This window comes from Bradyrhizobium sp. UFLA05-89, from assembly GCF_059803475.1.
Window position 1 is genome coordinate 23,554 of the sequence record NZ_JBANBA010000006.1, and the last position, 26,889, is coordinate 50,442.

Consider the following 26,889-nt stretch of genomic DNA (forward strand, 5'->3'; position numbering starts at 1 on the left):
CGCTGCGCCATCCAAATCAGCCCCACCGCGAATAATGTAAGGGGAGCAGGATGATGCACTTATGGTAAACGCGCGGTTAAGGGAGCCGCTGTCTGGCGCGGCTGCCGCGGAAGTTTAGACGGCCGCGTGTTTGCCACTGAGAACGAGGTGGTGTACCGGGTTCAATTCGGGCAACCGCGCTTTCCGAAGGCCGTCCCAATTGCGGTCAATTACGGCAATTGCGGTGACAGTGCACTTAATCGAACGCTGGTTCTTTCGCGCTTGCCGCAGCTCGGCTATCGCCTGCTCGGCCGAAGCGGGCGCATGGGCAGTCGTACCAGCCGCGCGATGAACGGTCGCCCAAGCGGCTTTCTGCCATTGGGCAATTTGTGCACTGTCACCGTAATTCCGCACCGTAATTCCGGGACACCGGGCTCATTCGGGCAACCCCGCTTTCCGAAGGCCCTCGGTCATCAACTTCGCGTTTGATCGCCCGCCGCGAGCGATCCACGAAGATATTGTAAAGGCGGGATTGAGCTCAAGCAGACGCGCCACCGCTTCACGCGCCTCACCGTCACGTCCAAGATGGGCGAAGGCGGACGCGAGAACGCAGTAAGCTCCCGAATGAGAGCGGTTCAGACGCAGGGCTTTTTTCGCTGCGGCGATGGCCTCGTCAAAATGGCGAAGCTCAATAGAGGCATACCCCATCCCAGCAAACGAATATTGTAGCCACGGGTCTACCGGGCTTACGCGCACGGCGCGCTCAAAGCTCGGGACCGCCTCCTCCAGCAGCCCCGCAACTCTATAGACATGGCCTCTGCAGTTCCATGCGTGAAATGAATTGGGGTTGAGCGCGACCGCCCGGTCGGCCATCTCGATCTCACTCTCACTATCGCCGACTGTGAACGCCGAGACTATGGCAGCCCATGCCAAGATGTCCGGATCACTATCGTCGACGCTCAATGCTAGGCGAAAAAGCCGAACTGCTTCCTTACGCTCGAATTGAGGATCGACGGCATAGCCGAGTTGGATGTTGAGATGGTGACAACCCGCTGCCAGCGCCGCGACCAACCCGAACCGAGGGTCCAGCTCCAAGGCGCGATGAGCAAGCCTTAGCGCCTCGGTCAAAGCTTCGGGTGTAGATAAGGAGAACTGCTGCAGAGCCCGCAGATAATAGTCATAGGCGGTGAGGTTCTCCGGTCGCCGCCGCGCCGCCATTGCCATTTCCGTTTGAAGCAATTTTGGCTGAATGGCCGAGACAACGGCGAGAGTAACTTCGTCCTGCAGAGCGAAAACGTCTGTAACGTCACGCTCGAACCTGTCCGCCCAGAGGTGCGCGCCTGTAATCGCATCAATCAACTGACCCGTGATGCGAACTCGCGCCGACGCCTTACGCACAGAGCCCTCAAGGACGTAGCGCACGCCAAGCCTGCGTCCGACCTCCTTTATATCGGCGGCTTTGCCTTTAAACGTAAAGCTTGAATTGCGAGCGATCACGAACAGCCACTTGAACCGCGAAAGCGCCGTAATGATTTCCTCAACCATCCCATCCGCGAAGTATTCCTGTTCGGGGTCGCCGCTCATGTTCTCGAACGGCAGGACCGCGATGGAAGGCTTGTCGGGCAACGGAGGCGGGCTCTCGCTCTCAGCAACTCGCGCAGGAGCAGCCTCTCGCGTTTCACTTGGTGCCCCCACCTGATAGGCCCTGATTGGCTCTTGGATGTTTTTGACCTGCTGAACACCAACGTCCACGAAGGTCATCGGCAAGACCTTGCGCACCTGATCGTATGTTACGCTGGAGATACACACGCCTCCCGGTTTCGCAATCGACTGTAGCCGCGCGGCAATGTTCACACCGTCACCGAAGAGGTCCCCAGCGCGTATCATTACGTCACCGATGTGGATACCGATGCGGAAACGTATGCAGCGATCAGGTGCGAGACCGGCGTTCGCTTCGGCCAAAGCGGTTTGCACCTCTACCGCGCAGTGCACGGCGTCCACAGCGCTTCCGAACTCCGCAAGGACACTGTCGCCTGCCGTGTTCGCTATGCGGCCCCCCTGGCTCCCAATGAACCGGTCTAGGATTGCCCGCCGTTCGGTCAGCCCTTTGAGCGTGCCGACCTCGTCAACGCCCATGAGGCGGCTGTAGCCCTCCACATCTGCTGCGAAGACTGCGACGAGGCGTCGGCTGACTGCCATAGGGTCTGACATGCGTGCCCCAATGCCCAACCTGTCGTGAGCAGTCTGGGCTCGGTGGCCCATCCCGTCAACTAAGGATGCCCTTGGTCACCGAACCGACTAAGGTCAGCTCGGGCACCCCGGCCAACCGCATGCCCTTAATGATGCGTCCGCACCCGGCACGGAACGTCGAATTATCGCTCCGTGCAGTGGTGGCATCACGAAAGCGGCGAATGGCGAAGCTCGGATCGAGCGCAAGTCCCGCTCGCACTGCGGCCCGCGCTTCCTCCAGCTCCCCGAGCAGCGCGAGCGTGGCCGCGAGACAGAAATGCACAACAGGATTATTCCGGTTTCCGTCGAGGCTCCGACGCAGCCAGACTACTGCTTCGGCATCGGCATTGAGGTGTATCTTGGCAACGCCAGCAATACCAAACCACTGGTTGACCAAGATGTCCCGAGGTGAGAGGCGGATTGCCTCGTTGATGTGAGCTTCGGTTTCTGCGCCTCGACCGAGAAGGAACTTGGCTATGCCGATTGAGGCATGAGCGGCGGCCAAATTGCGATCCAGCGCCAACGCCTGCTCGCACTCAGCGATGCCCCGTGACGCGCGCTTCGTATACATTTGCACGACGCCCCGAATTGCGTGGGCGGAAGCGTGGTTCGGCGCGAGGGATAGCGCTTTGGATACTGTCGTCTCTGCCACCGCAAGCCGCGCTGACCAATCGTCGGTCATAAAGTTAACTGCAATCAACACGTCGACCGCCGCTAAACCGACCATTGCCTCGATATTTCCGGGATCGAGCGCGATGGCCTTCTCGAAAAAACTGCGCGCTTGTGCCAAGTGATCAGGAGCCAGCCCCTTGTTGAACCAATTTCTACCCTGGAACACCAGGTCCATCGCGTCGGGATGCAATGAACGTTCGGCTCGGCGCGCCTCGGCGGTAATGAGTTCGGCATTTAGTGAGTTGGCTAGCCTCGAAACGATTTCGTCCTGCATGTCAAAAAGGTCGGCAACGGGCTTGTCAAAGCGCTCGGCCCAGAGGTGGTTGCCGGTTTCGGCGTCGACCAATTGCACATTCACCCGCAGGCGGCTGCCGCCACGTTGCACCGAGCCTTCGAGCACATAGCGGACGTTTAACTCACGTCCCAGCTTCTTTACGTCAACGGGTTTGCCCTTGAACGTGAAAGCGGTGTTGCGCGCAATCACGAACGCTCCATTGATGCGCGACAAGTCCGTGGTGAGGCTCTCCGTCACACCATCAACGAAGTAGTCCTGTGTCGGATCACCGCTAAGATTGGCAAAGGGCAGCACAACGATGGAAAGACGAGGAGCTGAGAGCGGGCTTAGCCTCGGTGTGGCCGCGCTGGAGCTACCCCGAACCACTGCATAAGCCCGCACGGGAAGGGCGATGTTTTTGAGGTTCTGCTCACCCAGGTCGGCGAACTCAACGCCGACCTTGCCACGGACATAGTCGTAGGCAGAAGACGAAATGCAGATGCTGCCGGGTTCCGCAATGCCTTCAAGCCGCGCCGCGATGTTGACACCGTCTCCAAAAATATCATGAGGCTCGACAATTATGTCGCCGATATTGATGCCCACGCGGAAAGCAATGCGCTCGTCTTCCGCATCGCCGATTGTAAGGTCGTTGATGCGGGTCTGAAACTGCATAGCAGCCCGAACGGCTTCGACTGCGCTCGGAAACTCCGCCAAGAACCCGTCCCCGGTGTTCTTGACAATCCGGCCACCGTGCTCGGCGATTGCCGGGGCGACAGCGCCCGCGAGGAGCGCCGTCAGCTTGGCATGCGTAGCCTCTTCATCTTTGTGCATTAGCCGCGAGTAGCCCGCCACGTCAGCCGCGACTATGGCTGCGAGCCTGCGTCCGACCCTGCCTGGATGCGCTTCGTCCATAGAACGCGATCCCGTTCGAGACAGGCATTATGTACGACGGAAGCGTCTATGAAACCACCGCGCGAACCTCTGACCTACCGGCCCGCCGAGGTTTGGGTTTAGCAAGATGCCCCGGTGTTCCCGTCCGGGTTGCGCACACGTTCCTCAACGAGAACAGAGAGCTACCTAGTTCGCTGCCCAGTGGGGCGCACAAAACGCGCTCAACGCTAATAAGACTGAGGCGCTGGTACAGTTGGGTGGGCTCGAACCACCGACCTCCTGTTCCACAGACAGGCGCTCTAACCAACTGAGCTACAACTGCATTTTTGCGCGAGCCGCCCTTGAGGCTGCCTGAAAGGCTCAAAGCGCCGAGGGGGCTGGACGGGCCGGAAACTAGGTGCAACCGCCCTGTTTGGCAAGGCCGCAGCTAGGCTAAAATCCGGCCTGAATCACCTTATTCCAAAACAAAACCCGGGCCGTGGGGCCCGGGTCTCTTATTCTTTGGGCATGATCTTGTCGGAAAACCGCTACACACTTTTCCGGATCATGCCTAACGGGGCCGATCGGCTTCAGGCGGCGGGCTTGTAGAACTTCGAGGCGCTGGCCTTGATGGGCTCGACGGTCTCGCTGGCGACGCGCTGGCCGAGCTCGGCGAGCTCCTTGGCCTGGGCCTGGAAGGTCTCGAGCTGCTTCCTGGTGTGGCCGTTCCAGAGCTCCATCGCTTCCGACGGCGACTTGAGGCCGAGCAGCTCCTGGGCGAAGTCCAGATGTGCGCTGGTGTTGGCCTTCGTGAATTCCATCAGCTTGGCGGTGTACTCGCCAAAACCCTTGTTGGCGGAGGCGAACACTGCCTCGATGGTGCCGTTCTGGCTCTCGGCAGCATCCTTGAACTTGGCGTAGCTTTCGCGGGCCTGTGACACGCCCTTTTCAGCGAACGCACGCATCTGCTCCGGGACCTCGAACGGAATGATCGAGGCGGAGAATGGATCAGTCGCACCTGTCATGGTTATCCCTCACAATGGTCGAAGAAATTGAGTGAGCCGTCTGGCGCCCGCCGGCCATGATGGCGGGACGGGTACGGTTAGGTGGAAACGCTTAAAACGAGATGGCTCGCCCAGCGCCTCCGGTTATCTACGGATATCATGTCAACATTGTGCGTCGCAATGCGACATCAGGTGCGACGCCGCAATTTAATCCCGGCCAGTGGTAGTTCCTGGCCGGGGAACCTCTGGTTGCAGGTAATTAGACCCCGCCACGAAAAAAAGTGCGCTCCCTCTCCCGCTTGCGGGGGGTGGGGTGAGGGTGTTTCCGCGTCGGGATTGTCGGAGAGCTGCGGAGAAATCCCTGGGCGGAGAGAGCCCCCACCCGCCGCGCTTCGCGCGCCGACCTCCCCCGCAAGCGGGCGAGGTGCACCGAGCCCGCGGCCCGCGGGAAGCGGAATCCATCGGGCCGCAGGGTACGCATGGATTCCGGGCTCGATGCTTCGCATCGCCCCGGACACCGCCCAAACGGCTTCAGTGCTTCGGCTTGGTCGCGTCGATGGCGGCGCGGCTGACGGCCTGGCCCATCTCGCTGGCCTGCTCGGCCAGCACCTTCATCTGCGCCTGCACATATTCGCCGTGCAGACGCATGATCTCGGACAGGTCCTTGGCGTGGATCAGCGACTGGGCGTAGTCGAGCGAGGCCTGCACGTTCCTCTCGGCAAAACCCAGCGCGCGGGCGTTGAGGTCCTTGGCGCCGGCGCGCATGGTTTCGCCGCGCTCCTCGATCGAGCCGGCCGCAGCCTGGGCGCCGCTCAGGAATTTCTCGAACGCATCACGCGCCTGCTTGAAGCTGGTCTCCGCCATGGATCGCATCTCCTGCGGAATCTCGAAACGTTCACGGGCTGGTTCGCTCATGCTGCCACTCCTGTTGTTTTGGTTTCGCCCTTTTGGGCTGCCGTTTTTTCGGAAGCGCCGCCAGCATGACCGGCGCGATGGCGGCCCGCTTCCGTCAGGCCCCACAGCCCCTTACTCACATGCAACGCGCGGGCGGGCTTGCGGGTTCAGCAAGATTAAGGTTATCGCGGCTATGGTCGCTCTTCGGGGCCGGCGGCCGTGGACCTGCCGGCGGCCGCAGGCAATACTAACCCTTTCTTAAGGCTGCCATTCCCGCAAGCCGCCCGACGGATGACGATCAAGAGCCCGCGTGACCCACCAGAACAAGCCGGTTGGATGAATAGCTCGGATTTCCAGTTGCGAGGCGTGGACGATCCGCGGCTGGCCGTGCACGCGACCTCTCCCCTGCCCGCTTGGCTGTGGTCGATCGACGGCACGCGGGTGGTCTGGGCCAACCCGGTCGGCGCAAAACTCTTTGGCGCGACGAACGCCGCCGATCTCGCCAAAAAGGTCTTCGGGCCGGCCGACCCGCACCGCCGCCAGGTCGCGCAGCTCGGCCAGCGCCTGGCGCCCGGCGGCGCGGTGCGGCTCGAGCGCCTGCGCGGCTTTGGCAGCACGCTCGGCACGCTGATGACCTGCGCCTGCGCGCGGCTCGAATTTCCCGACGGCAGCCACGCCGTGCTGGTCGCCGCGATGTCGTCGAGCGGCCGCGTCATGCCGCTGGTCGAACGTCTCCAGCACCTCGTCGAAGGCGCCGAGGTGCCGATGGCGGCATTCGCGGCGGACGGCCTGTTCATCGGCGCGAGCGAGACCGCGCGCACCCTGCTCGGCTTTCCCGATCTCGCCGCGGCGGGCCTCGACGAGGTGCGCGGTGCTGCGCTGGTGCAAGGCCGGGCCGAGACCCCGCTCGGCATCGGCCATTTGGTGCTGCAACGGGTTGGGATGGGAGCCGATATCGGTCTCGTCGCGCTGTACGAGCGGGGCGCATTCGAGGCTGCCCAAGTGCCGCGCCAAGTCATGCCGGATGCGGCGCCCGAGGCGCCGCCGGTCGGGCCCGTTCCATCTGCAGCGCCCAGGGCACCGGCGGTACCGGACTACGAGCAACCGGCGCTGGCCAACGAGGCCCCTGCCGAGTTTGCGCTGTTCGATGCCTTCGCCGAGCCGCTCGAAGCCGTGGCGGTGGAAGCGCCCGCATCGGTTGAAGATGCGGTTGATAACCCGGCCGAAGACATTGTGTCGCCCAAAGCCGAGCCGATCAGTGCGGCGATGGACCAGCCGCTCCCAGTTGCGGATGCGCCTGCCACGCCGCGCAATCAGCCCTTGCGCTTCCTGTGGCAGATGGATGCGGTCGGGCGGTTCGCGCTCGGGTCGGACGATTTCATCCGCCTGATGGGCACGCACACCGCCGCCGGCTTCAGCCGCCTGTGGTCGGAGATCTCAGAGGAATTTGCGCTCGATCCCGAGGGGCGCATCGCCAGGGCGCTCGCCAGGCGCGACACCTGGGCCGGCATCACCGTGAACTGGCCGGTCGATGGCGGCGAGCGCCTGCCGGTCGAGCTCGCCGGCCTTCCGATCTATGACCGGATGCGCAATTTCGCGGGCTTCAAGGGCTTTGGCGTCTGCCGCGATCTCGACGGGCTCAACCGGCTCGATGCGCTCAGGCGCTTCGAGCTGCTCACCGATCCGCCCGCAACGCAAAGCCTTTCGGCCGACACCACCCCGCCGGTCACCGAGCCCGTCACGGAGCCGGAGCCCGAGCCGCCGGCCGTATCAGAGATTCCCGAGCCGATTGCCGAACTGCCTGACCCCTTCATCGACGCGAATTCACAACAAGCCGATTTGGATAAGCAAGTGGAAACGCCCCCCAACGTCGTGCCATTCCGCCCGCTCGGCGACAACAAATCGCCGACGCTCACGCCCGTCGAGAACTCCGCCTTCAACGAGCTCGCCCGGCAATTGTCCGAGCGGCTCGAGCGCGAGAGGGACGCGGCCGCCGCCTCCGTCGAGCCGCAGGAGACGACGCAGGCAGTCGTCGAGGAGCCGCCTGCTCCGCCCGCAGAGGAGAGGCCGCGCGAACTGGCCGAGTGGCTGCTGACCGAGCCCGAGCCGCCGCCGCGCGGCGAGACCATGCGCGACCGCACGCTGCTGGATCTCGTGCCGACCGGCATTTTGATTTACCGGCTCGACCGCCTGCTCTACGCCAACCCCGCTTTCCTTGCGCGCGTCGGCCATGACAATCTGGGCGCGCTGGAGGAAGCCGGCGGACTTGATGCGCTCTACGTCGCGCCGGGTGTGTCATCGACGAGCAGCACCTCGGAGGCCGGCACGCCGGTGACGATCAGTGCGACCGACGGCTCCGACGCGACCGAGGCCCGCCTGCACACGATCGTCTGGGATGGCGACACCGCGCATGCGCTGATCTGCGCGCTGCCAGCGCCAGCGCCCGTCATCGCCGAAGCCGTCGTCGCCGCGGAAGAGCCTGGGCCCGCGTTCGAGGACGAGCCGGAGCTCGAAGCCGGTCAAGCCAATGCGGAAGATCTCGCCGCGATCCTCGACACCACGGCCGAGGGCATCATCATGTTCGATGCCGAAGGCAACATCCACGCCTGCAACCGCAGCGCCGAGGCGCTGTTCGGCTATGACGGCGAAACGCTGCTCCAGCAGAACCTCACCACGCTGTTCGCGCCGGAAAGCCAGCGCCTCGTCATCGACTATCTCGACAGCATCAGGAGCGGCAACATCGCGAGCCTGCTCGACCACGGCCGCGAGGTGCTTGGCCGCGAGCGCAAGGGCGGCGTCCTTCCGCTCGCCATGATCATGGGCCGCACCCAGCCCGATGGCCCGAACTTCTTCGCCGTGTTCCGCGATCTCTCCCAGAGCAAGAAGGGCGAGAGCGAATTGAAGCAGGCGCAGCGTCTCGCCGACGGCGCGGCGAACGCCAAGGCCGACATGCTGGCACGCATCAGCCACGAGATCCGCACCCCGCTCAACGCCATCATCGGCTTTGCCGAGGTGATGATCTCCGAACGCTTCGGCGCGCTCGGCAACGAGCGCTACGGCGACTACATGAAGGACATCCGCGCCTCCGGCGAGCGCGTGATCGCGATCATCGACGATCTCTCGGAGCTTTCGCGGATCGAGACCGGCAAGCTCGACCTCACCTTCGGCAATCTCAACCTCAACGATCTCGTCGAGGCCTGCGTCGTGGTGATGCAGCCGCAGGCCAACCGCGAGCGCATCATCATCCGCACCTCGCTCGCGCATGCGCTGCCCCAGGTCTCGGCCGATGCCCGCGCGCTGCGGCAGGTCGCGATGAACCTGATCGGCAATTCGATCCGGCTCGCGAGCGCCGGCGGCCAGGTCATCGTCTCGACCGCGCTCACCGACCGCGGCGAGGTCGCGCTTCGCATCCGCGACACCGGCCACGGCCTTTCCGAGCAGGAAGTCGCCGCCGCCATGGAGCCGTTCCGTACCCCGCCGCCGCTGGATGCCTCGGAAAGCGCCGAACTCAGCCTGTCCCTGATCAGGGCGCTGGTCGAAGCCAACCGCGCGCGCTTCAACATCAAGAGCGCGGCGAATACCGGCACGCTGATCGAGGTGGTGTTCTCCCCGTCGCTGACAAGGGCCTAGCGCGCGGGCACCGCCGCGCGCGGGATGGCCAGCGCGCGCCAACGGCTGCCGAGGAGCAGCGGGCCAAACGCGATCGCAAAACCTGCGAATGCCGCGACCCAGCCGAATGCTGCGACATGCAGCAACACCTCGCCATGCGCAGGCGAGACCACGGCACAGATGCGCGCCAGCGCCGCCACGACGATCGCCACATAGATCGCTTGCGTCGCGACGGAGGCCGTCAGCGCCTGCCCGGTGTGGCCGAGGGTTGCACGCGTCATCACCGCGAGCGTCATGGTGCCGGCCGCTCCCGCCATCCAGGCGTGGATGCCCGCGCTTGCCGGCAGCGCGCCGAAGCTAGCTGCCGCATGCAGCACGAAGCCGAGCGGCACGAAGGCGTAGCCGATATGCAGGATCAGCAGCAGCCGCTCGTGCGTGGTGCGATCGCCGGCCCAGCGCGCGAGGCGCAAAATGTGGAGCACGCCGACAAGCGCCATTGCAAGGCCGGTGAGCACACTCAGCGGGCTCGCGATCCAGCACACGAGCGCCAGCGCGCTCAGCGCGATCACGCCGCCGTCGAAGCGGCCGAACGGCACCGGCAGGCGGCCGGGATTCATCTTGACCAGCCAGTTGCGTGTGAAGCTCGGGATGATGCGGCCGCCGATCAGCGAGATGAGCAGCACGACCACGGCGATGCCGACGCGGATGCTGTAATCCGCGGCGCCCTCGATATGGGCCTCCAGGTGGAACGCGACGTTGCCGGCGAGCAGCAACAGCACGAGCATCACCACCGGCAGGTTGCGCCAGTTCTTGCCGGCGGCGATCTCGCGCAAGGCGGCGGCGACGACCAGCGCCAGGAATGCAGCATCGACCGCGAGCGCAACGGCCCAGCCGAGCCCCGCCGAACACGTCACTGCGATGCGGCCGGCAGACCACACGATGACCAGAACCGCCAGCGGCGCGCCCTGGATCGGCAGCCGCCCGGTCCAGTTCGGGATCGCCGTGAACAGGAACCCGGTGATCACAGCCGGCAGGAAACCGTAGAGCATCTCATGCACATGCCAGTCGCGTGGGGCGAACGCGGAGCTCAGCGACAGCTCTCCGTAGAACAGCGGCAACCAGACCAGGATCGACGCGGCGGCCTGGATCGCGGCCAGCAGGAAGAACGGGCGAAAGCTGTGGGCCAGTAGCGGCCAGCCTTGGTGGGTGCGGGTACGGGCGCCAGCCATATCGGTAAACTCCGGCTCAATCGGGCTTTGCACACAAAAATACCGGCGCTGGGGCGGCCAGTTTTGCGCTAACGCAAATTGCCGGCCGAATGGCGTGCAATCACAAAGTCCTGAAAGTCCGCGCCATGGAGGCAGAATGGCCAAGGTCGACCCGTCACTGGTTGCGCATTTGCCGCTGTTTGCCGGCTTCACGACCGAGGAGCTCGAGGAGATCCTGCGCGAGGCGCGCTCGTCACGTCATCCGAAGAACAGTGCGGTCTTCGCGCAAGGGGAGGACGCGCATTCCTTCTTCCTGCTGCTGCACGGCCATGTCCGCGCCGCCAAGACCACGCCGACCGGCGAGCAGATCGTGGTGCGCTACGTCGCGCCCGGCGAGACGTTTGGGCTGGCGATGGCGATCGGGCTCACGCAATATCCGGCGACCGCGACCGCGGTCGACGACAGCGTCGTGCTGGCCTGGCCGACCGGCGCCTGGCCGCGGCTGGTCGAGAGGTATCCCGCGCTCGCGACCAACACGCTGCAAACCGTCGGCACGCGCTTGCAGGAGAGCCACACCCGCGTGCTGGAAATGTCGACCCAGCAGGTCGAGCAGCGCGTCGCGCATGCGCTGCTGCGGCTTGCCAAGCAATCCGGCAAGAAGCTCGATCACGGCATCGAGATCGATTTTCCGATCAGCCGCCAGGACATCGCGCAGATGACCGGTACCACGCTGCACACCGTGAGCCGCATCCTGAGCGGCTGGGAGAGCCAGGGCCTCGTCGAAAGCGGCCGCCAGCGCATCATCCTGCGCGAGCCGCACAGGATCTTCGTGCTCGCCGAGCAGAGCGCACAGGGCGGGTCGGCGGGTTGATCACGCCGGCACGCTCTCGCACAGCGCGGCCAGGAATTTTGCGCGATCGATGCCATGCTCGCGGCAGGCATCGTCGACGGTGTGGAAGCAGGCGATCGGACAGCCGACGCACGCCATCCGGAATTCCAGGAACACGCGGATCGTGTGCGGCGCCGAGCGCATGATGTCGTCGACGAGATCGTCAGATCGGAAGGACATGGGCAACTCCGTTCCGATGAGACGATAGCGGCGCCGCCAGCAACCTCTTTGTCGAAGCGCAAGCTCGCGCCGGTTCCGTTGGCTCGTCACACCGCCCGGCTGTGAAGCTGCCTGGCGGCGTCCAGATGCGCGTCGAAGGCGGCAGCGACGCTGCGGACGAAGAAGCGGGAGTCCCTGGCGACCGCGAGCTGGTCGCCCTCGAGCCTGACCACGCCGTCGGAGATCAGCGTCTTCAGCCGCGGCGCGGATTGCAGCATGCTATCGGCCCGCGCGCCGTGCCGAGCGCAGATCGCGCCGAGATCGGCGCCGTAGTCGCACATGATGCGCTCGATGATGTCGGCGCGCAGCCGGTCGTCGCCGGTCAGCGCATAGCCCTTGACGGTTGCGAGGCCGCCGGCCTCGATGGCCTTCGCATAGCCGACGATCGACACCTCGTTCTGCACATAGCCTTGCGGCAGGTGGCCGATGGCGCTGGCGCCGAAGCCGAGCAGCACATCGCTTACGTCGGTCGTGTAGCCCTGGAAATTGCGGCGCAGAGTCTTGCTCTCGAAGGCCAGCGCCATGGCGTCGTCCGGCCGCGCGAAATGGTCGAGCCCGATCTGCACATAGCCTGCGTCCTTCAGCGCGTTGGCGATCGCGCAGGCCTGGTCGTGACGCGCCGGACCGTCAGGCAGGAACGCCTCGTCGATCTTGCGCTGGTGCTTCTTGAAGGTCGGCACATGGGCATAGCCGAACACCGAGAAACGGTCGGGCTCAAGCTCCAGGCTGCGCCGCACCGTGTCGAGACAGGAGGCGATGGTCTGGTGCGGCAATCCGTAGATCAGGTCGAAATTGACGCCCTTGATGCCGGCGCGCCGCAAGTTCTGCGTGACGGCGGCGGTCTGCTCGAAGGTCTGCACGCGGTTGATCGCAAGCTGCACGCGCGGATCGAAGCTCTGCACGCCGAGGCTGGCGCGGTTGACGCCACCAAGCGCCAGCGCGGCGGTCATCTCAGCCGTCAGCGTCCGCGGATCGATCTCGATCGCGATCTCGGCCGACGGCAGCACGAAGTACGCCTGCCGGATCGCCGCCATCAATTCGGTGAAGGCCTCGGGCGCCATGATCGTCGGCGTGCCGCCGCCGAAATGGATGTGAGCAACCTTGATGCGGCGGCCGATGGTGTCGGCCACCAGATCGACCTCGCGGCGCAGCGTCCGCTGATAGGCGATGATCAGATCGTCGCGGCGGGCGATCTGGGTGTGGCAGCCGCAGTACCAGCACATCTTCCGGCAGAATGGCACGTGCAGATAGAGCGAGGCGTTGACGCTGGCGGGAAGCTCGGCGAGCCATTGGCCGTAGGCCTCGGCGTCGACCATCTGCGAGAAATGTGGGGCGGTCGGGTAGCTCGTGTAGCGCGGCAGACGTTCGTCGCCGTAGCTCGCCGCCAGATCCGCTCTCATGTCCTGATCCAATCCTGATGTCGAGATCTTGCGGGATGCGCGCCCCGCAGCTACCTCAGGTACTTCCGATTTGGCCGGTCCACCTTGCGCTCGCTCAAAGTGCCGCGGAATTGGGGCATCGGAACTTTGCGCTCGCGCAAAGCGCGCATGGTGCTTTCGGCGCTAGCTGCGCGTCTCGAACCAGGGAAACAGCCGCCATGAACCGTTCCAGACTCGCACTCACCTGTGCGGCCGCCGCACTGTCGTGCCTTTGGTCGCAACCGGCGCTGGCCGGTGATGCGAGGCATGGCGATCTCGCCATCAGCATGGCCTGGAGTCGCGCGACGCCCGGCGGCGCCAAGGTCGCCGGCGGCTATCTCACCATCGAGAACAAGGGAGCCGCGCCGGAACGATTGAAGACGGCATCGACGCCGCTCGCCGCCAAGACCGAAATCCACGAGATGGCGATCAACAACGGCGTCATGACCATGCGCCCGCTCGAAGGCGGCCTTTCGATCGCGCCGGGACAATCCGTGCAGCTCGCGCCGGGCGGCGGACATCTGATGTTCGAGGGCCTCAAGGCGCCGCTGCACCAGGGCGATCAGGTGCCGGTCACGCTGTCATTCGAGCACGCTGGCGAGGTGAAGGTGACGCTCGACGTGCGGGCCCTAGGCGCACAAGCGCCCGAAGCTGCAAACAGCGCGCAAGGGCGGCAACAGTCGAGCACCGCGCAAGCCCCGGAGCAAACCAACAACGCACGAGCGCCTGAACCTGCACCGCGCACTGAAGCCGCAGCGGCTGCATCCGCGCCAGCCGCCAGCGACGCGGACGAGAGCTTCTTCACGCATCTGCATGCCGAGAAAGCCATGGCCAATGTCACGGTCTCGCCCGGCCGCGCCGGCCCCGTCGAGATCGCGATCCAGCTTGAAGATGCGAATGAGTTGCCGCTTGCAGCAAGCTCCGTGTCGGTCACGCTCGGCAATATCGAGCATGGCATCGCGCCCGTCACTGCGAATGCAGAGCGCGTCGGTCACGATCAATGGCGCGTCACGATGTCGGCGCCACTGCCCGGACGCTGGTCGCTCGGTCTCGACATCCACATCACGCCGTCGGATGCAGTTAACGTCGTGTCTCCGATCCTGCTTCGGTAAGCGACCCAAGTACTGCTCCGGAGGCAAATCAGGCGAAAGGTTGTTGCAGCGCAAACTATCTTGCACCAGGAAGCGCAGAGTAGGTCCCGTCATCAAAACCATTTCAGATGAAGGATGCTTCCGATGTTCACCCGCAGAGCCGCATTGATCAGCGCCGCCGCGACCGCCCTGATGCTGGCGACCCCCGCTTTTGCCGCCGACGATCTCAAATTGCCGCGGCAGAAGGTCGAGCTGGTCGCACCGCCCTTCGTGCATGCACACGAGCAGGCCACCAAGCAGGCGCCCAGGATCATGGAGTTCACGCTCACGATCCAGGAGAAGAAGGTCGTCATCGACGAGAAGGGCACCACCTTCCAGGCGATGACCTTCAACGGCTCGATGCCGGGCCCGCTGATGGTGGTGCATGAAGGCGACTACGTCGAGGTGACGCTGGTCAACCCTGCCACCAACACCATGCCGCACAACATCGACTTCCACTCCGCGACCGGTGCCCTTGGCGGCGGCGCCCTCACGCTGGTCAATCCCGGCGAGCAGGTCGTGCTGCGCTGGAAGGCCACGAAGACCGGCGTGTTCGTCTATCACTGCGCACCGGGCGGCGCGATGATTCCGTGGCACGTCGTCTCCGGCATGAACGGCGCCGTGATGGTGCTGCCGCGCGACGGGCTGAACGACGGCAAGGGCCACGCGCTGAAATACGACAAGGTCTACTACATCGGCGAGCAGGACATGTATGTGCCGCGCGACGAGAAGGGTAACTTCAAGTCCTACGACTCGCCCGGAGAGGCCTACACCGACACCGAGGAGGTGATGAAGAAGCTCACTCCGAGCCACGTCGTGTTCAACGGCAAGGTCGGCGCACTCACCGGCAAGAACGCGCTGACCGCCAATGTCGGCGAGAACGTGCTGATCGTGCACTCGCAGGCCAATCGCGACAGCCGTCCGCACCTGATCGGCGGCCATGGCGACTATGTCTGGGAGACCGGCAAGTTCTCCAACGCGCCGGAGACCGGGCTCGAGACCTGGTTCATCCGCGGCGGCTCGGCGGGGGCTGCGCTGTACAAGTTCCTGCAGCCCGGCATCTACGCCTATGTCACGCATAATTTGATCGAGGCCGCCAATCTCGGTGCCACCGCGCACTTCAAGGTCGAAGGCAAGTGGAACGACGACCTCATGACCCAGGTGAAGGCACCTGCGGAAATCTCGGCTCCGACCAACTAGCGTGCATGAGGGGCCGGTGACGACCGGCCCCTTCTTCTTTCGGGGGGACTCCCATGCTGATCGCATTCAAGCTGAAGCTGGTGCTCGCCTGCGTTGCCGGATTCGCAACGCCGCTTGCCGTTGCGCCTCTGGTCACTGATGTCGTCACGCGCGGCGCGGCGAGCGAACCGGCGATCGTCGAGATCGCCGCCGGCAGTTTCATCTATCGTGCCGCCGGAGATTTCACCCGCGCGGGCCAACAGGCGGAAGCGCCGCTGCGCAAGTTACGCTTTGCAAAGCCGCTTGCGATCATGCAACAGCAGGTGTCCTCCGCCGACTATCAGCTCTGCGTGCAGGACGGCGCGTGCCGCGCGCTCGACCGCGACGTCGTGGTCGCACCGGATCGCGCCGCGGTGCAGGTGAGCTGGCACGATGCGCAGGCCTATGCCGCCTGGCTGTCGCGCAAGACCGGCAAGACCTGGCGCCTGCCGAGTGACGAGGAATGGGCCTTTGCCGCCGGCAGCAAGTTCAGGGACGATGGATCGCCGGTCGATGCCGCCGATCCCTCAAAGCGCTGGATCAGCCGCTACGAGCGCGAATCCGAACGCGACCGGTCGGACGCCGCGACGCATCCGTTCGGCAAGTTCGGCGTGAATGAGCATGGGGTCTCGGATGTCGCAGGCAATGTCTGGGAATGGACCTCGACCTGCTTCGTGCGCGATCGGGTCGACGAGAACGGCATTGCGGGCCGTCAGACCGTGAATTGCGGCGTGCGCGTCGCCGAAGGCGCCCACCGTGCCTACGTCACTGACTTCATACGCGACGCCCGCGCCGGCGGCTGCGCGCAAGGCGTCCCGCCCGCCAATCTCGGCTTCCGCCTGGTGCGCGAGGAGACGTCCTGGGTTGGGAGCGTATCGCAACGACTTGGCGGGGCGTTGTCGGCGAGGTCGTGACCGATGGTAGTGACCGCGCCCCATGCCTTTCCAATGTCGTCCTGGCGAAAGCCAGGACCCATAACCACCGAATTCAGTTTTGGCGAGACTAGCAGTCCTTCGGGACTATCACCTATCGCAATCGATAGACCTCGCGGTATGGGTCCTGGCCTTCGCCAGGACGACACCGAGGATGTGGAGACGCTCTACTGCCTCACTGCCTCGCAGCGCCGCAGGGTGGGCAAAGCGAAGCGTGCCCACCATCCATCCGCGTAAGTTGGTGGGCACGACGCGCGAAGGGCGCGTCTTTGCCCACCCTACGATTCTACGGCTGCAAGAACGAAAATGGCCGGGACATACCCGGCCACATCGGCAACGAACGAATTCGCCGCTTACGTATTCTTCAGCGCGACGCGAAACTCGGCTTCGGTCTTGGACTTGACCTCGTCGAGCGTGACGCCGTCGGCGAGCTCGATCAGGGCCATGCCGCCGTCGCCGTGCTTGTCGATGGTGAACACGGCCAGATCCGTGACGACCATGTCGACGACGCGCTCGCCGGTCAGCGGCAGGGTGCAGCTTTTCAGGAGCTTCGCGCCGTCCTTGGCGGAATGCTCCATCACCACCACGACGCGCTTGACGCCGGCGACGAGATCCATCGCGCCGCCCATGCCCTTGACCATCTTGCCGGGGATCATCCAGTTGGCGAGGTCGCCGTTCTGGGCCACCTGCATGGCGCCGAGGATCGACAGGTCCATGTGGCCGCCGCGGATCATGCCGAAGGAATCCGCGCTCGAGAAATAGCTGGTCGAGGGCAGCTCACTCACGGTCTGCTTGCCGGCATTGATGAGATCGGCGTCTTCCTCGCCCTCATAGGGGAACGGACCCATGCCGAGCATGCCGTTCTCGCTCTGCAGGCTCACGTCCATGCCGTCGGGGATGTAGTTCGACACCAGCGTCGGAATGCCGATGCCGAGATTGACGTAATAGCCGTCACGCAATTCCTTTGCGGCGCGCGCGGCCATCTGTTCACGGGTCCAGGCCATCTTATTCTCCTGTAGTCCTTAGTTGCGCATGATCTTGCCGGAAAACCGGTGTCCACTTTTCCGGATCATGCGCTCAAGCTGCCGGGCGCGGGCGGGTGTTGCGGAATTCGATGCGCTTCTTGGTCGTGCCGACCTCGACGATGCGCTTCACGAAAAGACCGGGCGTGTGGATGTGGTCGGGATTGAGTTCACCAGCCGGAACCAGATGCTCGACCTCGGCCACCGTGATCTTCGCGGCGGTCGCCATCATCGGGTTAAAGTTGCGCGCGGTCTTGCGGTAGATGAGATTGCCGGCGGTGTCGCCCTTCCAGGCGTGGACGATGGCGAGGTCGGCGAACAGGCCGCGCTCCATCAGGTACTTCTGCCCGTCAAACTCCTTCACCTCCTTGCCCTCGGCGATCAGAGTACCGACGCCGGTCTTGGTGTAGAAGGCCGGAATGCCCGCGCCACCGGCGCGGATGCGCTCGGCGAGCGTGCCTTGCGGGTTGAATTCGAGTTCCAGCTCGCCCGCGAGATACTGCTGGGCGAACAGCTTGTTCTCGCCGACATAGGAGGAGATCATCTTCTTGATCTGGCGGGTTTCCAGCAGGCGGCTGAGCCCGATGCCGTCGACGCCGGCATTGTTGGAGACCACCGTCAGGCCCTTGACGCCGGAATCGCGGATCGCGTCGGAGAGCGCCTCAGCGATGCCGCAGAGGCCGAAACCGCCCGACATGATCATCATGCCGTCCTTGAGAATGCCATCGAGAGCCGACTTGGCGTCGGGATAGACCTTGTTCATGCGGAAAACCTTGGGGTGTGAGGCGTTAAGCCCGTTGTTGCCGGGATTATTAGGCGAAATGATCTTGAGCCGTCAATGATACGGGGTTTCCGGCGCGCGGGCCCGATGATACAGCCTGCCCACGGCGTGGGCATAACCGCCTCCCCGGCCTTGAAAGCGACAAGAAAACCCATCAAGTTGCGGGACTTGTACGTGGGGCGCGTTAGGCTCCCGGCTCGTCCCGTTGAGCACCCGCCAACCCAACCCGATCAGGACATGCCATTGACGTTGGCCCAAGGAATGAAGCGCCTGGGGACGCCGATTGCGGCGCTGCTCAGCATCGTGCTGATCGCCCTGGTCGCGACCTCCTGGCTGATCAACCGCGACGCGCTGCGCAAGGCGGTGGAGGGCCAGATCCGCGCCGTCACCGGGCTCGAGCTCAATGTCGCTGGCGCCATCGACATCTCGGTGCTGCCGGCGAGCTATGTCTCGTTCCATGACGTCAGCCTGAAGGGTCCCGGCGGGGACAGCGATCCGGCTCTGCATGTCGACGTGCTCACCGCGAATTTGCGGCTGCTGCCGCTCCTGCTGCAGCGCTTCGAGATCGCAGATCTGATGCTGCTGCGGCCGCATATCCATGTCAGCCTCGAGGCCAATGGCGACAGCAACTGGACCCCCTTCATCCAGACCATCGCGCGCACCATGAAGCCGGGCTCCGACAACCAGGTGTCGTTCTCCGAGATCCGGGTCCAGGACGGCGTGCTCGACTACGAGGACGTCGCCAGCCACGGCACCGAAAAGTTCGAGGACATCGACCTGTCGCTGGCATGGCCCTCGATCTCGCGCTCCTTTGCCGCCACCGGGCAGTTTGACTGGCGCGGCGAGCGCGTCGACGGTTCGATCAGCTTCTCCGATTTCGTCGCAGCGCTCTCCGGCGACCGCTCGGGCCTGAAGGCGCGGATCACCAGCCCGCCGCTCAAGCTCGCCTTCGACGGCAGCGTCGCCAACCGCACCAGCGCGATGATGGAAGGCACGCTCACCATCGACAGCCCGTCCTTGCGCAATGCGCTGCGCTGGACCGGCCAGCCGCAGCCGGGCAGCGGCGGCTTCGGCCGTTTCGCGCTCAAGGCGCGGGCCAACGTGGTGGGCGCCTCGATCGCGCTCACCAACGTCAATGTCGAGCTCGACGGCAACGTCGCCGAGGGCGTGATGACCTACGCCAACAACGGCCGGCAGTCGCTCCAGGCAACGCTCGCCGCCGACGCGCTCGACTTCACGCCCTACATCTCGACCTTCCGCCTGCTGGCAAGCGGCGCGCGCGACTGGAACAGGCAGCTGTTCGACCTCAACGGGCTGTCGACCACCGATCTCGACATGCGCCTGTCTGCAGCGCGGCTGACGGTCGGGCCGTCGAAACTCGGCCGCACCGCGATCGGCGCGAATTTGCGCAACGGCACGCTGGCGCTCTCGGTCGGCGAGGCGCAGGTCTATGGCGGCATCGCCAGGGGCTCGTTCGGGATTGCACGCTCCGACACGGTGGCCGACGTCAAGGCGCAATTCCAGTTCATCGACGTCGATTTGCAGGCCTGCACCTCCGAGCTGTTCGGCATCAACAAGCTGTCCGGCCGCGGCAACATCAACGTGTCGCTGGTCGCCTCCGGCTCGAGCCCGTTCGGCCTCGTGCAATCGCTCGACGGTACCGCCTCGGTGACAGGACATGACGGCGCGATCTCCGGCTTCAATGCCGAGCAGCTGTTGAAGCGGCTGGAGCGGCGGCCGCTGTCGGGCGGCGGCAATTTCCGCAGCGGCTCAACTCCGTACAACGACATGACGCTGTCTGTGAAATTCGCCGACGGCATCGCGACCGCCGACGACATCCACATCGACGGACCGACGGCGAAGATCACGCTGACCGGCACCGCCTCGGTGCCGACGCGCGAGTACGACATGAAGGGCGTGGCGAGCCTGAACGGCGCGTCCGGCTTCGAGCTGCCTTTCGTGGTGCAGGGGCCCTGGGACGATCCGCTGATCTTCCCCGATCCGGAAAGCCTGATCCGCCGCTCGCCCGCGTCCGCGCCGCTGCTCGAATCCGTGCGCAATCCCAAGACGCGCGACGCCGTGCGCTCGGTGCTCGAGCGCTTCACCGGCGCCAAGCCCGCCGCGCCCGATGCCGCGGCCGCGCCGACGGCAGAGAACGCGAAGGAAAGCGCCAAGGACGGCGCGAAATCCAATTAGTGGCGTGCAACTAACATCGCGCGAATTGATTGCCGTGAATTGATGCGTCGATTGGATCGATGCGCAACGTTAAGAACGTTCGCGGGCGAAATACCCCTCGACCTAGGTCTGACAAGATGCCGCTAGATCGGCCCCCGCCCATGCGCTAGTGTTTTCTCCGACCGGTTAAAACACCGGCGACTTCAGGGAGAGAAACGTGAAATCAAGGGTTATTGGCGCATTTTCACTTGCGGTTGCTGCGGTCGGGCTGTTCGCAGCCACTGCACCCGCATTTGCCCAGCAGAAAACGATCACTGTCTGGTGGGGCAAGGGATTTTATAAATCTGAAGACGACGCGCTGCTCGATACGATCAAGAAATTCGAGGCGAAGACCGGCATCAAGGTCGAATTGTCGCAGTACGCGATCCAGGACATGATTCCGAAGACGGTGGCCGCGCTCGATGCCGGCACCGTGCCGGACGTCGCCTATTCCGACTCCTACGACGTGCAGGCGCAGGGCAAGTGGGCCTATGAGGGCAAGCTCGAGGATCTGTCCGACGTCATGGAGCCGATCAAGGACCGGTTCGTGCCGAACACGCTTGAAGCGTCGATCCTCTACAACGACGTCGCCAAGAAGAAGGCCTATTACGGCTTTCCGCTGAAGCAGCAGAGCATGCACGTCCAGATCTGGGGCGACATGCTGGAGAAGGCCGGCTTCAAGCAGAGCGATATCCCGAACGACTGGGCCGGCTACTGGACCTTCTGGTGCGACAAGGTGCAGCCGGCGATCCGCAAAGCGACCGGCCAGCGCATCTACGCCGTGGGCCAGCCGATGGGCGTTGAATCCACCGACGCCTTCCAGTCGTTCTACACCTTCATGGACGCCTACCACGTCAAGCTCGTCGACGACGACGGCAAGCTCCTGGTCGACGATCCCAAGGTCCGCGACGGCCTGATCAAGGCGATGAAGGACTACACCGACACCTACATCAAGGGCTGCACGCCGCCTTCCTCCACGACCTGGAAGGATCCGGACAACAACGTCGCCTTCCACAACAAGACCATCGTGATGACCCACAACTTCACGATCTCGATCGCGGCAAAGTGGTTCGAGGACTCCACCAACCAGAACCTGACGCCGGAGCAGCGCGAAGCCGGCAAGAAGGCCTATGAGCAGGACATCATCACCGCGTCCTTCCCGAAGGCGCCTGATGGTTCGACCATCCGCTACCGCTCCGACGTCAAGACCGGGCTGATCTTCACAGCGGCCAAGAACAAGGCCGAGGCCAAGCAGTTCATCAGCTTCCTGCTCCAGGAAGAGAACGTCCGCCCCTACATCGAAGGCGCGCTCGGCCGCTGGTTCCCGGTGACGAAGGAAAGCCAGGCGAGCCCGTTCTGGCAGGCCGACCGGCACCGCAAGGCGGTCTACAACCAGTTCACCGGCGGCACCGCGCCGTTCGACTTCACCAAGAACTGGAAGTTCACGATCCTGAACAACGAGAACGTCTGGGCCAAGGCGATGAACCGGGTGGTGAGCGAGAAGGTTCCGGTCGACAAGGCCGTCGACGAGCTCATTGCCCGCATCAAGCAGGTCGTGAGTTAAGGTCATTCTCCCTCTCCCTGCTTTGCGGGGAGAGGTGTAAAACAAACCCGGCCGCATTTTGCGGCCGGCAGCTCGTTTGAAGAGTTCGAGAAGAATGGCGATCACGCTCTCTGGCGATCAAGCGGTAGCCTCGCCGCCTCTGTCGTCGCGGCTGACCCCGGCGCAGGTCTGGGGCATCGTGCTGCTCGCACCCTATTTCCTGGTTTTCCTGGCTTTCGTCGTCTATCCCGTCTGTTACGGGTTGTGGCTGGCGCGCCATCCCGAGAGCTATGTCGCGCTCTACAACGACCCGATCTTCGCGCGCGCCGCGGTCAACACGCTGATCTTCCTGGTCATCGGCATCAACATCAAGATGCTGATCGCGCTGTTCCTGTCCGGCTTCTTCGCCCAGCAGCGCACCTGGATCAAATGGCTTTCGGTGATCTTCATCCTGCCCTGGGCGGTGCCCTCGATCCCGACCATCCTGTCGGTGCGCTTCATGCTCAATCCCGAATGGGGCATGGTCAACCATTTCATCTTCAGCCTCACCGGCGATGACGGCCCGAACTGGCTGAACGATCCGACCGTCGCGCTGTCCATGGCGATCGGCGTGCACATCTGGAAATCGCTGCCGTTCTGGACGCTGATTCTGATCACCGGACGCCTTGCGATCTCGCACGATCTGTTCGAGGCCGCCGAGGTCGACGGTGCGAGCTGGTGGCAGAAATTCCGCTACATCACCTGGCCGTCGATGCAGACGCTCTACGTGACCTGCACGCTGCTCTCGATGATCTGGACGCTCGGCGATTTCAACAGCGTCTACCTCCTGACCGGCGGCGGCCCGGCCGACCTTACGCACGTGCTGTCGACGCTCGGCATTCGCTATCTCCGGCTCGACCAGCTCTCGCTCGCGATGGCTTCCATCGTCTGCGCGATGCCGTTCGTCCTGCCGCTCGTGTACTTCATGATGAAACGGTTGTCGCGATGAAGCTCCCTACCCTGCGCGAAGTCGCGACCGAAGCAAAGTTGCTGCTGATCGGAATCCCGGTCTTCATCTGGACGATGGTGCCGATCTATCACATGTTCCTGTTCGCGATCTCCCCGAAGGAGGACGCGTTCTCCGGAAAGCTGTGGCCGGACCATCCGACGCTGCACAACTTCTCGATTGTGTTCAATCAGCAGCACTATTTCCTGCGCGACTTCTACGTCCAGTTCTGGAATTCGGTGGTGATCGCGGCCGCCGTCGGCGCGCTGACGCTGTTCATCGCGACCGCCGCGGCGTTCTCGATCTCCCGGCTCAAGGTGCCCGGCGGGCGCGTGGTGATGAACCTTGCGCTCTTCACCTATTTCATTCCGGCGGCGTTCCTCGCCGTGCCGATGTATCGCACCATGGCCAATTACGGCCTGCTCAACAATCACTGGTCGCTGATCCTGGCGATGGTCACCATCGCCTCGCCCTATGCGATCTGGGTGCTGAAGCAGGCTTCCGACAAGCTGCCGGTCGAGCTCGATGAAGCCGCGGTGATGGACGGCGCCACCACGCTGCAGATCTTCCGCCTGGTCTATCTGCCCCTGATGATGCCCTCGCTGGTCGCGATCGGCACCTACGCGGTGCTGCTCGCCTGGAACGAATATCTCTACGCGTTCCTGCTGCTGTCGAACGACCGCGAGATCACCCTCCCCGTCGCGCTCGGCAACTTCCTCGCCGCCGACGATTCGCCGTGGGAGCTGCTGATGACGACCGGCTTCATCTACGCGCTGCCGCCGGCCGCGATCTACTACGCCTTCCGCCGCTACATGGTGGGCGGGCTTACCGCCGGCGCGGTGAAGTCCTAAGGCATTCCCACACTCACAATGGCGCCGCGCTCTCGCCCTGCGAGCTCGACAGCTTCGAGGCGAGCGAGGCAATGACGATGACGATGGCGATCAGGCCTATCACCAGCGTGCAGATGGCGTTGATCTCGGGCTTCACGCCGAGCCGCACCTCGGAATAGATACGGATCGGCAGCGTCGCCGAGCCGGGGCCGGTGGTGAAGCTCGCGATCACGAGATCGTCCAGCGACAGCGTGAACGCCAGCATCCAGCCGGCCACGATCGCGGGCGCGATCAGCGGCAGCGTGACCAAAAGGAAGGCACGGACGGGGCCGCAGCCGAGGTCCATGGCGGCCTCCTCGAGCGAGCGGTCGAGCGAGCCGAGGCGCGACTGGACCACGACAGCGACGAAGCACATCGTCAGCGTGGTATGCGCGATCGTCACCGTCCAGAAGCCGCGCTCGGCATTCAAGGCGACGAACAGCAGCAGGAGGGACAGGCCGGTGATGACCTCGGGCATCACCAGCGGCGCGTAAAGCATGCCCGAGAACAGCGTGCGGCCGCGAAATCCTTCGCCGCGCGACAGCGCCACCGCCGCCAGTGTTCCAAGCACGGTCGCGATGCTGGCCGAAGCGACGGCGACGCGCAGGCTCATCCAGGCCGCCTCGATCATGGCGCGGTCGTTGAAGAACTCGCGGTACCAGCGCAACGACCAGCCGCCCCACACCGTCACCAGCCGCGAGGCATTGAAGGAATAGATGACGAGAATGAGGATCGGCAGGTAAAGGAACGCCAGCCCCAGCGCGAGCGAGGCGACGTTGAAGCGGGACAGGCGAGCGACCTTGCGCATCACCGCTCCTCCAATTGCCGCCGCTGGACCCGCTCGTACAGCAACAGCGGTGCCAGCAGCACCACCAGCAGGATGATGGCGGCGGCGGAAGCGACCGGCCAGTCCTTGTTGGTGAAGAATTCCAGCCACAGCGTTTGCCCGATCATCAGCGAATTCGAGCCGGCGAGCAGATCCGGGATCACGAACTCGCCGACGATCGGAATGAAGCAGAGCAAGACGCCGGCGCCGACGCCGGGCAGTGACAGCGGAAAGGTGACGAGCCAGAACACCGCCCCCGGCGGCGCGCCGAGATCGGCGGCGGCCTCCTCCAGCACCGACTCCATCTTGGCCAGGGTCGCATAGAGCGGCAGGATCATGAACGGCAGATAGGAATAGACGATGCCGAGATACATCGCGCTGTCGGTGGAGAGCCACACCACCGGCTGGCTGACGACGTGGAGCGCGAGCAGGATTTTGTTCAAGAGCCCGTCATGCTGCAGGATGTTGATCCAGGCGTAGATGCGGATCAGGAACGAGGTCCAGAACGGCACGATCACCAGCACCATAGCCACCGCCTGCCAGCGCGTCGGCAGCCGTGCCATGCCGTAGGCTATGGGATAGCCGATCAGGAGCAGGATCGCGGTGGCGGTGACTGCGACGGTGATGCTGCGCACATACGCGAATACGTAGAGGTCGTCGGAGACCAGCAGCTTGAAATTGTCGATCGAGAGCGCGCCGAACGCGGCCTTGATCGCCGCCCATCCGGCGGTCAGGTCGAACACCGGCTCGTAGGGCGGCTGCGCGATCGCCGTCTGCGACAGGCTGATCTTCAGCACGAAGCCGAAAGGCACCAGGAAGAACAGCGCCATCCAGAGGTAAGGCGCGATCGCGGCGAAACGCGCGGGTCTCGCAAAGATGCGGCGCGCGCTCATTGCTCCAGCACCACGCAATCATTGGACGTGAACCAGGCCACCACGCGCTGGTTCACGCTGTACGCATCGGTGTCGCGGCGCGTCGTATTCGCGATCGCGGACTGCACGGTGCCACCCGCATCGAGTTTCACCCTGTAGGTGGTGCTGCCGCCGAGATAGCAGATATCGGTGACGGTGCCCTCGAGCCGATTGATCGCCGGCCCCTGGTCCGCATCACCGCCGAGCCCACGGCGCGAAAGTTTGACCTTCTCGGGGCGGATCGCGACCGACACCGTCGGCTTGCCGACCGCCGCGCGCGGCTCGGCCACGACGAGCGTTCCGGCATCGCGGGTGACGACGATTGCGCGGTAGGCCTCATGCGATTGCAACTCGCCTTCGAACAGGTTGATATCGCCGACGAACTGCGCGATCCAGCGCGAGCGCGGAGCTTCATAGAGCTCGCGCGGCGATGCGACCTGGACGAGCCTGCCCGCATCCATCACGCCGATTCGCGTCGCCATCGTCATCGCCTCCTCCTGATCGTGGGTGACGATGATGAAGGTCATGCCGAGCCGGCGCTGCAACTCCATCAGCTCTCCTTGCGTGCTCTCGCGCAATTTCTTGTCGAGCGCGGCCAGCGGCTCGTCGAGCAGCAGCAGTTGCGGGCGGCGCGCCAGCGCACGCGCCAGCGCGACGCGCTGCCGCTGGCCGCCGGAGAGCTGGTCCGGCCTGCGCTTCTCCATGCCCTCCAGCTTCACCAGCGCGACCATCTCGGCCACGCGCGTGGCGATATCGGCGCGCGCCATGCCGGCACGCTTCAGACCGAACGCGATATTGTCGCGCACCGACAGATGCGGAAACAGCGCGTAGCTCTGGAACATCATGTTGATGGGCCGCTCATGCGGCAGCGTCTGCGCGATGTCGTTGCCACCGAGCAGGATGCGCCCTTGGTCCGGCGCCTCGAAACCGGCCAGCATGCGCAATAGCGTGGTCTTGCCGCAGCCGGAGGGACCGAGCAGCGCAAAGAACTCGCCGGCACCGATATCGAGCGACACGCCATCGACCGCGCGGAACGCGCCGAAATTCTTCACCACGCCGTCAATGCGCAGCAGCGGACGCTCCGTCGCCGGATGCACGCCCGGCCTGGCCACGGCGGCCGCCTTGATCCCCTCGAGTTCGTCAGCCATGTTCCCTGCCGGCCCCAATGCAGCCGCACGCTAGCGGCGGAACGT

At 64.3% G+C, this 26,889-nt stretch carries 20 protein-coding genes, 1 tRNA gene and 1 pseudogene; 9 read left to right on the top strand and 13 right to left on the bottom strand.

The features are described 5' to 3' along the window. Positions 1 to 414 precede the first annotated feature (414 nt). The 5 genes from SO139_RS05035 to SO139_RS05055 form a co-directional block, all read right to left on the bottom strand. Complete coding sequence (locus tag SO139_RS05035) at positions 415 to 2,190, bottom strand: adenylate/guanylate cyclase domain-containing protein (protein ID WP_449376825.1); 1,776 nt, start codon at positions 2,188 to 2,190, stop codon at positions 415 to 417. Between the two features lie 55 nt (positions 2,191 to 2,245). Next, positions 2,246 to 4,066, bottom strand: coding sequence for an adenylate/guanylate cyclase domain-containing protein (locus tag SO139_RS05040; protein ID WP_449376826.1), 1,821 nt, complete (start codon positions 4,064 to 4,066; stop codon positions 2,246 to 2,248). Between the two features lie 224 nt (positions 4,067 to 4,290). Beyond that, a tRNA-His gene (locus tag SO139_RS05045) sits at positions 4,291 to 4,367 on the bottom strand. A gap of 247 nt (positions 4,368 to 4,614) precedes the next feature. Continuing rightward, positions 4,615 to 5,049 carry a phasin gene (locus tag SO139_RS05050; protein ID WP_449376827.1) on the bottom strand — a complete coding sequence of 145 codons (435 nt, stop codon included), beginning with the start codon at positions 5,047 to 5,049 and terminating at the stop codon, positions 4,615 to 4,617. Between the two features lie 510 nt (positions 5,050 to 5,559). After that, positions 5,560 to 5,943, bottom strand: coding sequence for a phasin family protein (locus tag SO139_RS05055; protein WP_449376828.1), 384 nt, complete (start codon positions 5,941 to 5,943; stop codon positions 5,560 to 5,562). Between the two features lie 315 nt (positions 5,944 to 6,258). On the opposite strand from SO139_RS05055, the gene SO139_RS05060 reads away from it, so the two are divergent. Beyond that, the gene (locus tag SO139_RS05060; protein WP_449376829.1) at positions 6,259 to 9,552 is read left to right on the top strand and encodes a PAS domain-containing protein; all 3,294 of its coding nucleotides are present in this window, start codon (positions 6,259 to 6,261) and stop codon (positions 9,550 to 9,552) included. Here the strand turns inward: SO139_RS05060 and SO139_RS05065 are convergent. Further along, entirely contained in the window at positions 9,549 to 10,760 is a 1,212-nt protein-coding gene (locus SO139_RS05065) for an NnrS family protein (protein WP_449376830.1), read from the bottom strand. The genes SO139_RS05060 and SO139_RS05065 overlap by 4 nt on opposite strands. Before the next feature lie 136 nt (positions 10,761 to 10,896). Between SO139_RS05065 and SO139_RS05070 the strand changes: the two genes are divergently transcribed. After that, positions 10,897 to 11,610: a Crp/Fnr family transcriptional regulator gene (locus SO139_RS05070; RefSeq protein ID WP_449376831.1), complete on the top strand. Its 714-nt coding sequence runs from the start codon at positions 10,897 to 10,899 to the stop codon at positions 11,608 to 11,610. On the opposite strand, the gene SO139_RS05075 is transcribed toward SO139_RS05070, so the two are convergent. Both SO139_RS05075 and hemN read right to left on the bottom strand, forming a co-directional pair. After that, positions 11,611 to 11,808 (bottom strand): DUF1858 domain-containing protein, encoded by a 198-nt coding sequence (locus SO139_RS05075; RefSeq protein WP_449376832.1) that lies wholly within the window; start codon positions 11,806 to 11,808, stop codon positions 11,611 to 11,613. It lies immediately after the preceding gene. An 86-nt stretch (positions 11,809 to 11,894) separates the two neighbouring features. After that, positions 11,895 to 13,247 carry an oxygen-independent coproporphyrinogen III oxidase gene (gene hemN / locus SO139_RS05080; protein WP_449376833.1) on the bottom strand — a complete coding sequence of 451 codons (1,353 nt, stop codon included), beginning with the start codon at positions 13,245 to 13,247 and terminating at the stop codon, positions 11,895 to 11,897. A 197-nt stretch (positions 13,248 to 13,444) separates the two neighbouring features. On the opposite strand from hemN, the pseudogene SO139_RS05085 reads away from it, so the two are divergent. From SO139_RS05085 to SO139_RS05095, 3 genes and pseudogenes are all read left to right on the top strand, one after another. Next, a pseudogene (locus tag SO139_RS05085) lies at positions 13,445 to 13,912 on the top strand (copper chaperone PCu(A)C); the annotation flags it as partial. A 588-nt stretch (positions 13,913 to 14,500) separates the two neighbouring features. Next, positions 14,501 to 15,595: a copper-containing nitrite reductase gene (gene nirK / locus SO139_RS05090; RefSeq protein WP_449376834.1), complete on the top strand. Its 1,095-nt coding sequence runs from the start codon at positions 14,501 to 14,503 to the stop codon at positions 15,593 to 15,595. A 53-nt stretch (positions 15,596 to 15,648) separates the two neighbouring features. Next, on the top strand, positions 15,649 to 16,527 hold the full coding sequence (locus SO139_RS05095) for a formylglycine-generating enzyme family protein (RefSeq protein ID WP_449376835.1): 879 nt from the start codon (positions 15,649 to 15,651) through the stop codon (positions 16,525 to 16,527). Between the two features lie 371 nt (positions 16,528 to 16,898). On the opposite strand, the gene SO139_RS05100 is transcribed toward SO139_RS05095, so the two are convergent. Further along, positions 16,899 to 17,549 carry a CoA transferase subunit B gene (locus tag SO139_RS05100; RefSeq protein ID WP_027525194.1) on the bottom strand — a complete coding sequence of 217 codons (651 nt, stop codon included), beginning with the start codon at positions 17,547 to 17,549 and terminating at the stop codon, positions 16,899 to 16,901. A 73-nt stretch (positions 17,550 to 17,622) separates the two neighbouring features. After that, complete coding sequence (locus tag SO139_RS05105; protein WP_449376836.1) at positions 17,623 to 18,330, bottom strand: CoA transferase subunit A; 708 nt, start codon at positions 18,328 to 18,330, stop codon at positions 17,623 to 17,625. 255 nt (positions 18,331 to 18,585) lie between these two features. On the opposite strand from SO139_RS05105, the gene SO139_RS05110 reads away from it, so the two are divergent. The 4 genes from SO139_RS05110 to SO139_RS05125 all read left to right on the top strand — a co-directional run bounded on the left by SO139_RS05110 (position 18,586) and on the right by SO139_RS05125 (position 23,941). Then, positions 18,586 to 20,544 (top strand): AsmA family protein, encoded by a 1,959-nt coding sequence (locus tag SO139_RS05110; RefSeq protein WP_449376837.1) that lies wholly within the window; start codon positions 18,586 to 18,588, stop codon positions 20,542 to 20,544. A gap of 196 nt (positions 20,545 to 20,740) precedes the next feature. Then, the gene (locus tag SO139_RS05115) at positions 20,741 to 22,126 is read left to right on the top strand and encodes an ABC transporter substrate-binding protein (protein WP_449376838.1); all 1,386 of its coding nucleotides are present in this window, start codon (positions 20,741 to 20,743) and stop codon (positions 22,124 to 22,126) included. Positions 22,127 to 22,220: 94 nt separating this feature from the next. After that, complete coding sequence (locus SO139_RS05120) at positions 22,221 to 23,093, top strand: carbohydrate ABC transporter permease (RefSeq protein ID WP_449376839.1); 873 nt, start codon at positions 22,221 to 22,223, stop codon at positions 23,091 to 23,093. Beyond that, the gene (locus SO139_RS05125; RefSeq protein ID WP_449376840.1) at positions 23,090 to 23,941 is read left to right on the top strand and encodes a carbohydrate ABC transporter permease; all 852 of its coding nucleotides are present in this window, start codon (positions 23,090 to 23,092) and stop codon (positions 23,939 to 23,941) included. The genes SO139_RS05120 and SO139_RS05125 overlap by 4 nt, the downstream gene beginning before the upstream one ends. Positions 23,942 to 23,954: 13 nt before the next feature. On the opposite strand, the gene SO139_RS05130 is transcribed toward SO139_RS05125, so the two are convergent. From SO139_RS05130 to SO139_RS05140, 3 genes are read right to left on the bottom strand one after another with little or no spacing between them, the layout of a single operon-like run. Continuing rightward, positions 23,955 to 24,767 carry an ABC transporter permease gene (locus tag SO139_RS05130; RefSeq protein ID WP_449376841.1) on the bottom strand — a complete coding sequence of 271 codons (813 nt, stop codon included), beginning with the start codon at positions 24,765 to 24,767 and terminating at the stop codon, positions 23,955 to 23,957. Beyond that, positions 24,767 to 25,678, bottom strand: coding sequence for an ABC transporter permease (locus SO139_RS05135; protein WP_449376842.1), 912 nt, complete (start codon positions 25,676 to 25,678; stop codon positions 24,767 to 24,769). The genes SO139_RS05130 and SO139_RS05135 overlap by 1 nt, the downstream gene beginning before the upstream one ends. Next, a complete protein-coding gene (locus tag SO139_RS05140) occupies positions 25,675 to 26,844 on the bottom strand; it encodes an ABC transporter ATP-binding protein (RefSeq protein ID WP_449376843.1) in 1,170 nt (389 codons plus the stop codon). Before SO139_RS05140 ends, SO139_RS05135 begins: the two co-directional genes overlap by 4 nt. Positions 26,845 to 26,889: the final 45 nt, after the last annotated feature.

Excerpts from the sequence above, each read along its gene's own strand:
- SO139_RS05055 (WP_449376828.1), bottom strand. The coding sequence starts at position 5,943 with ATGAGCGAACCAGCCCGTGAACGTTTCGAGATTCCGCAGGAGATGCGA.
- SO139_RS05140 (WP_449376843.1), bottom strand. The coding sequence starts at position 26,844 with ATGGCTGACGAACTCGAGGGGATCAAGGCGGCCGCCGTGGCCAGGCCG.
- SO139_RS05105 (WP_449376836.1), bottom strand. The coding sequence starts at position 18,330 with ATGAACAAGGTCTATCCCGACGCCAAGTCGGCTCTCGATGGCATTCTC.
- SO139_RS05100 (WP_027525194.1), bottom strand. The coding sequence starts at position 17,549 with ATGGCCTGGACCCGTGAACAGATGGCCGCGCGCGCCGCAAAGGAATTG.
- hemN (WP_449376833.1), bottom strand. The coding sequence starts at position 13,247 with ATGAGAGCGGATCTGGCGGCGAGCTACGGCGACGAACGTCTGCCGCGC.
- SO139_RS05095 (WP_449376835.1), top strand. The coding sequence starts at position 15,649 with ATGCTGATCGCATTCAAGCTGAAGCTGGTGCTCGCCTGCGTTGCCGGA.
- nirK (WP_449376834.1), top strand. The coding sequence starts at position 14,501 with ATGTTCACCCGCAGAGCCGCATTGATCAGCGCCGCCGCGACCGCCCTG.
- SO139_RS05125 (WP_449376840.1), top strand. The coding sequence starts at position 23,090 with ATGAAGCTCCCTACCCTGCGCGAAGTCGCGACCGAAGCAAAGTTGCTG.
- SO139_RS05060 (WP_449376829.1), top strand. The coding sequence starts at position 6,259 with ATGAATAGCTCGGATTTCCAGTTGCGAGGCGTGGACGATCCGCGGCTG.
- SO139_RS05110 (WP_449376837.1), top strand. The coding sequence starts at position 18,586 with ATGCCATTGACGTTGGCCCAAGGAATGAAGCGCCTGGGGACGCCGATT.
- SO139_RS05050 (WP_449376827.1), bottom strand. The coding sequence starts at position 5,049 with ATGACAGGTGCGACTGATCCATTCTCCGCCTCGATCATTCCGTTCGAG.
- SO139_RS05065 (WP_449376830.1), bottom strand. The coding sequence starts at position 10,760 with ATGGCTGGCGCCCGTACCCGCACCCACCAAGGCTGGCCGCTACTGGCC.
- SO139_RS05070 (WP_449376831.1), top strand. The coding sequence starts at position 10,897 with ATGGCCAAGGTCGACCCGTCACTGGTTGCGCATTTGCCGCTGTTTGCC.
- SO139_RS05040 (WP_449376826.1), bottom strand. The coding sequence starts at position 4,066 with ATGGACGAAGCGCATCCAGGCAGGGTCGGACGCAGGCTCGCAGCCATA.
- SO139_RS05075 (WP_449376832.1), bottom strand. The coding sequence starts at position 11,808 with ATGTCCTTCCGATCTGACGATCTCGTCGACGACATCATGCGCTCGGCG.
- SO139_RS05135 (WP_449376842.1), bottom strand. The coding sequence starts at position 25,678 with ATGAGCGCGCGCCGCATCTTTGCGAGACCCGCGCGTTTCGCCGCGATC.
- SO139_RS05035 (WP_449376825.1), bottom strand. The coding sequence starts at position 2,190 with ATGTCAGACCCTATGGCAGTCAGCCGACGCCTCGTCGCAGTCTTCGCA.
- SO139_RS05130 (WP_449376841.1), bottom strand. The coding sequence starts at position 24,767 with ATGCGCAAGGTCGCTCGCCTGTCCCGCTTCAACGTCGCCTCGCTCGCG.
- SO139_RS05120 (WP_449376839.1), top strand. The coding sequence starts at position 22,221 with ATGGCGATCACGCTCTCTGGCGATCAAGCGGTAGCCTCGCCGCCTCTG.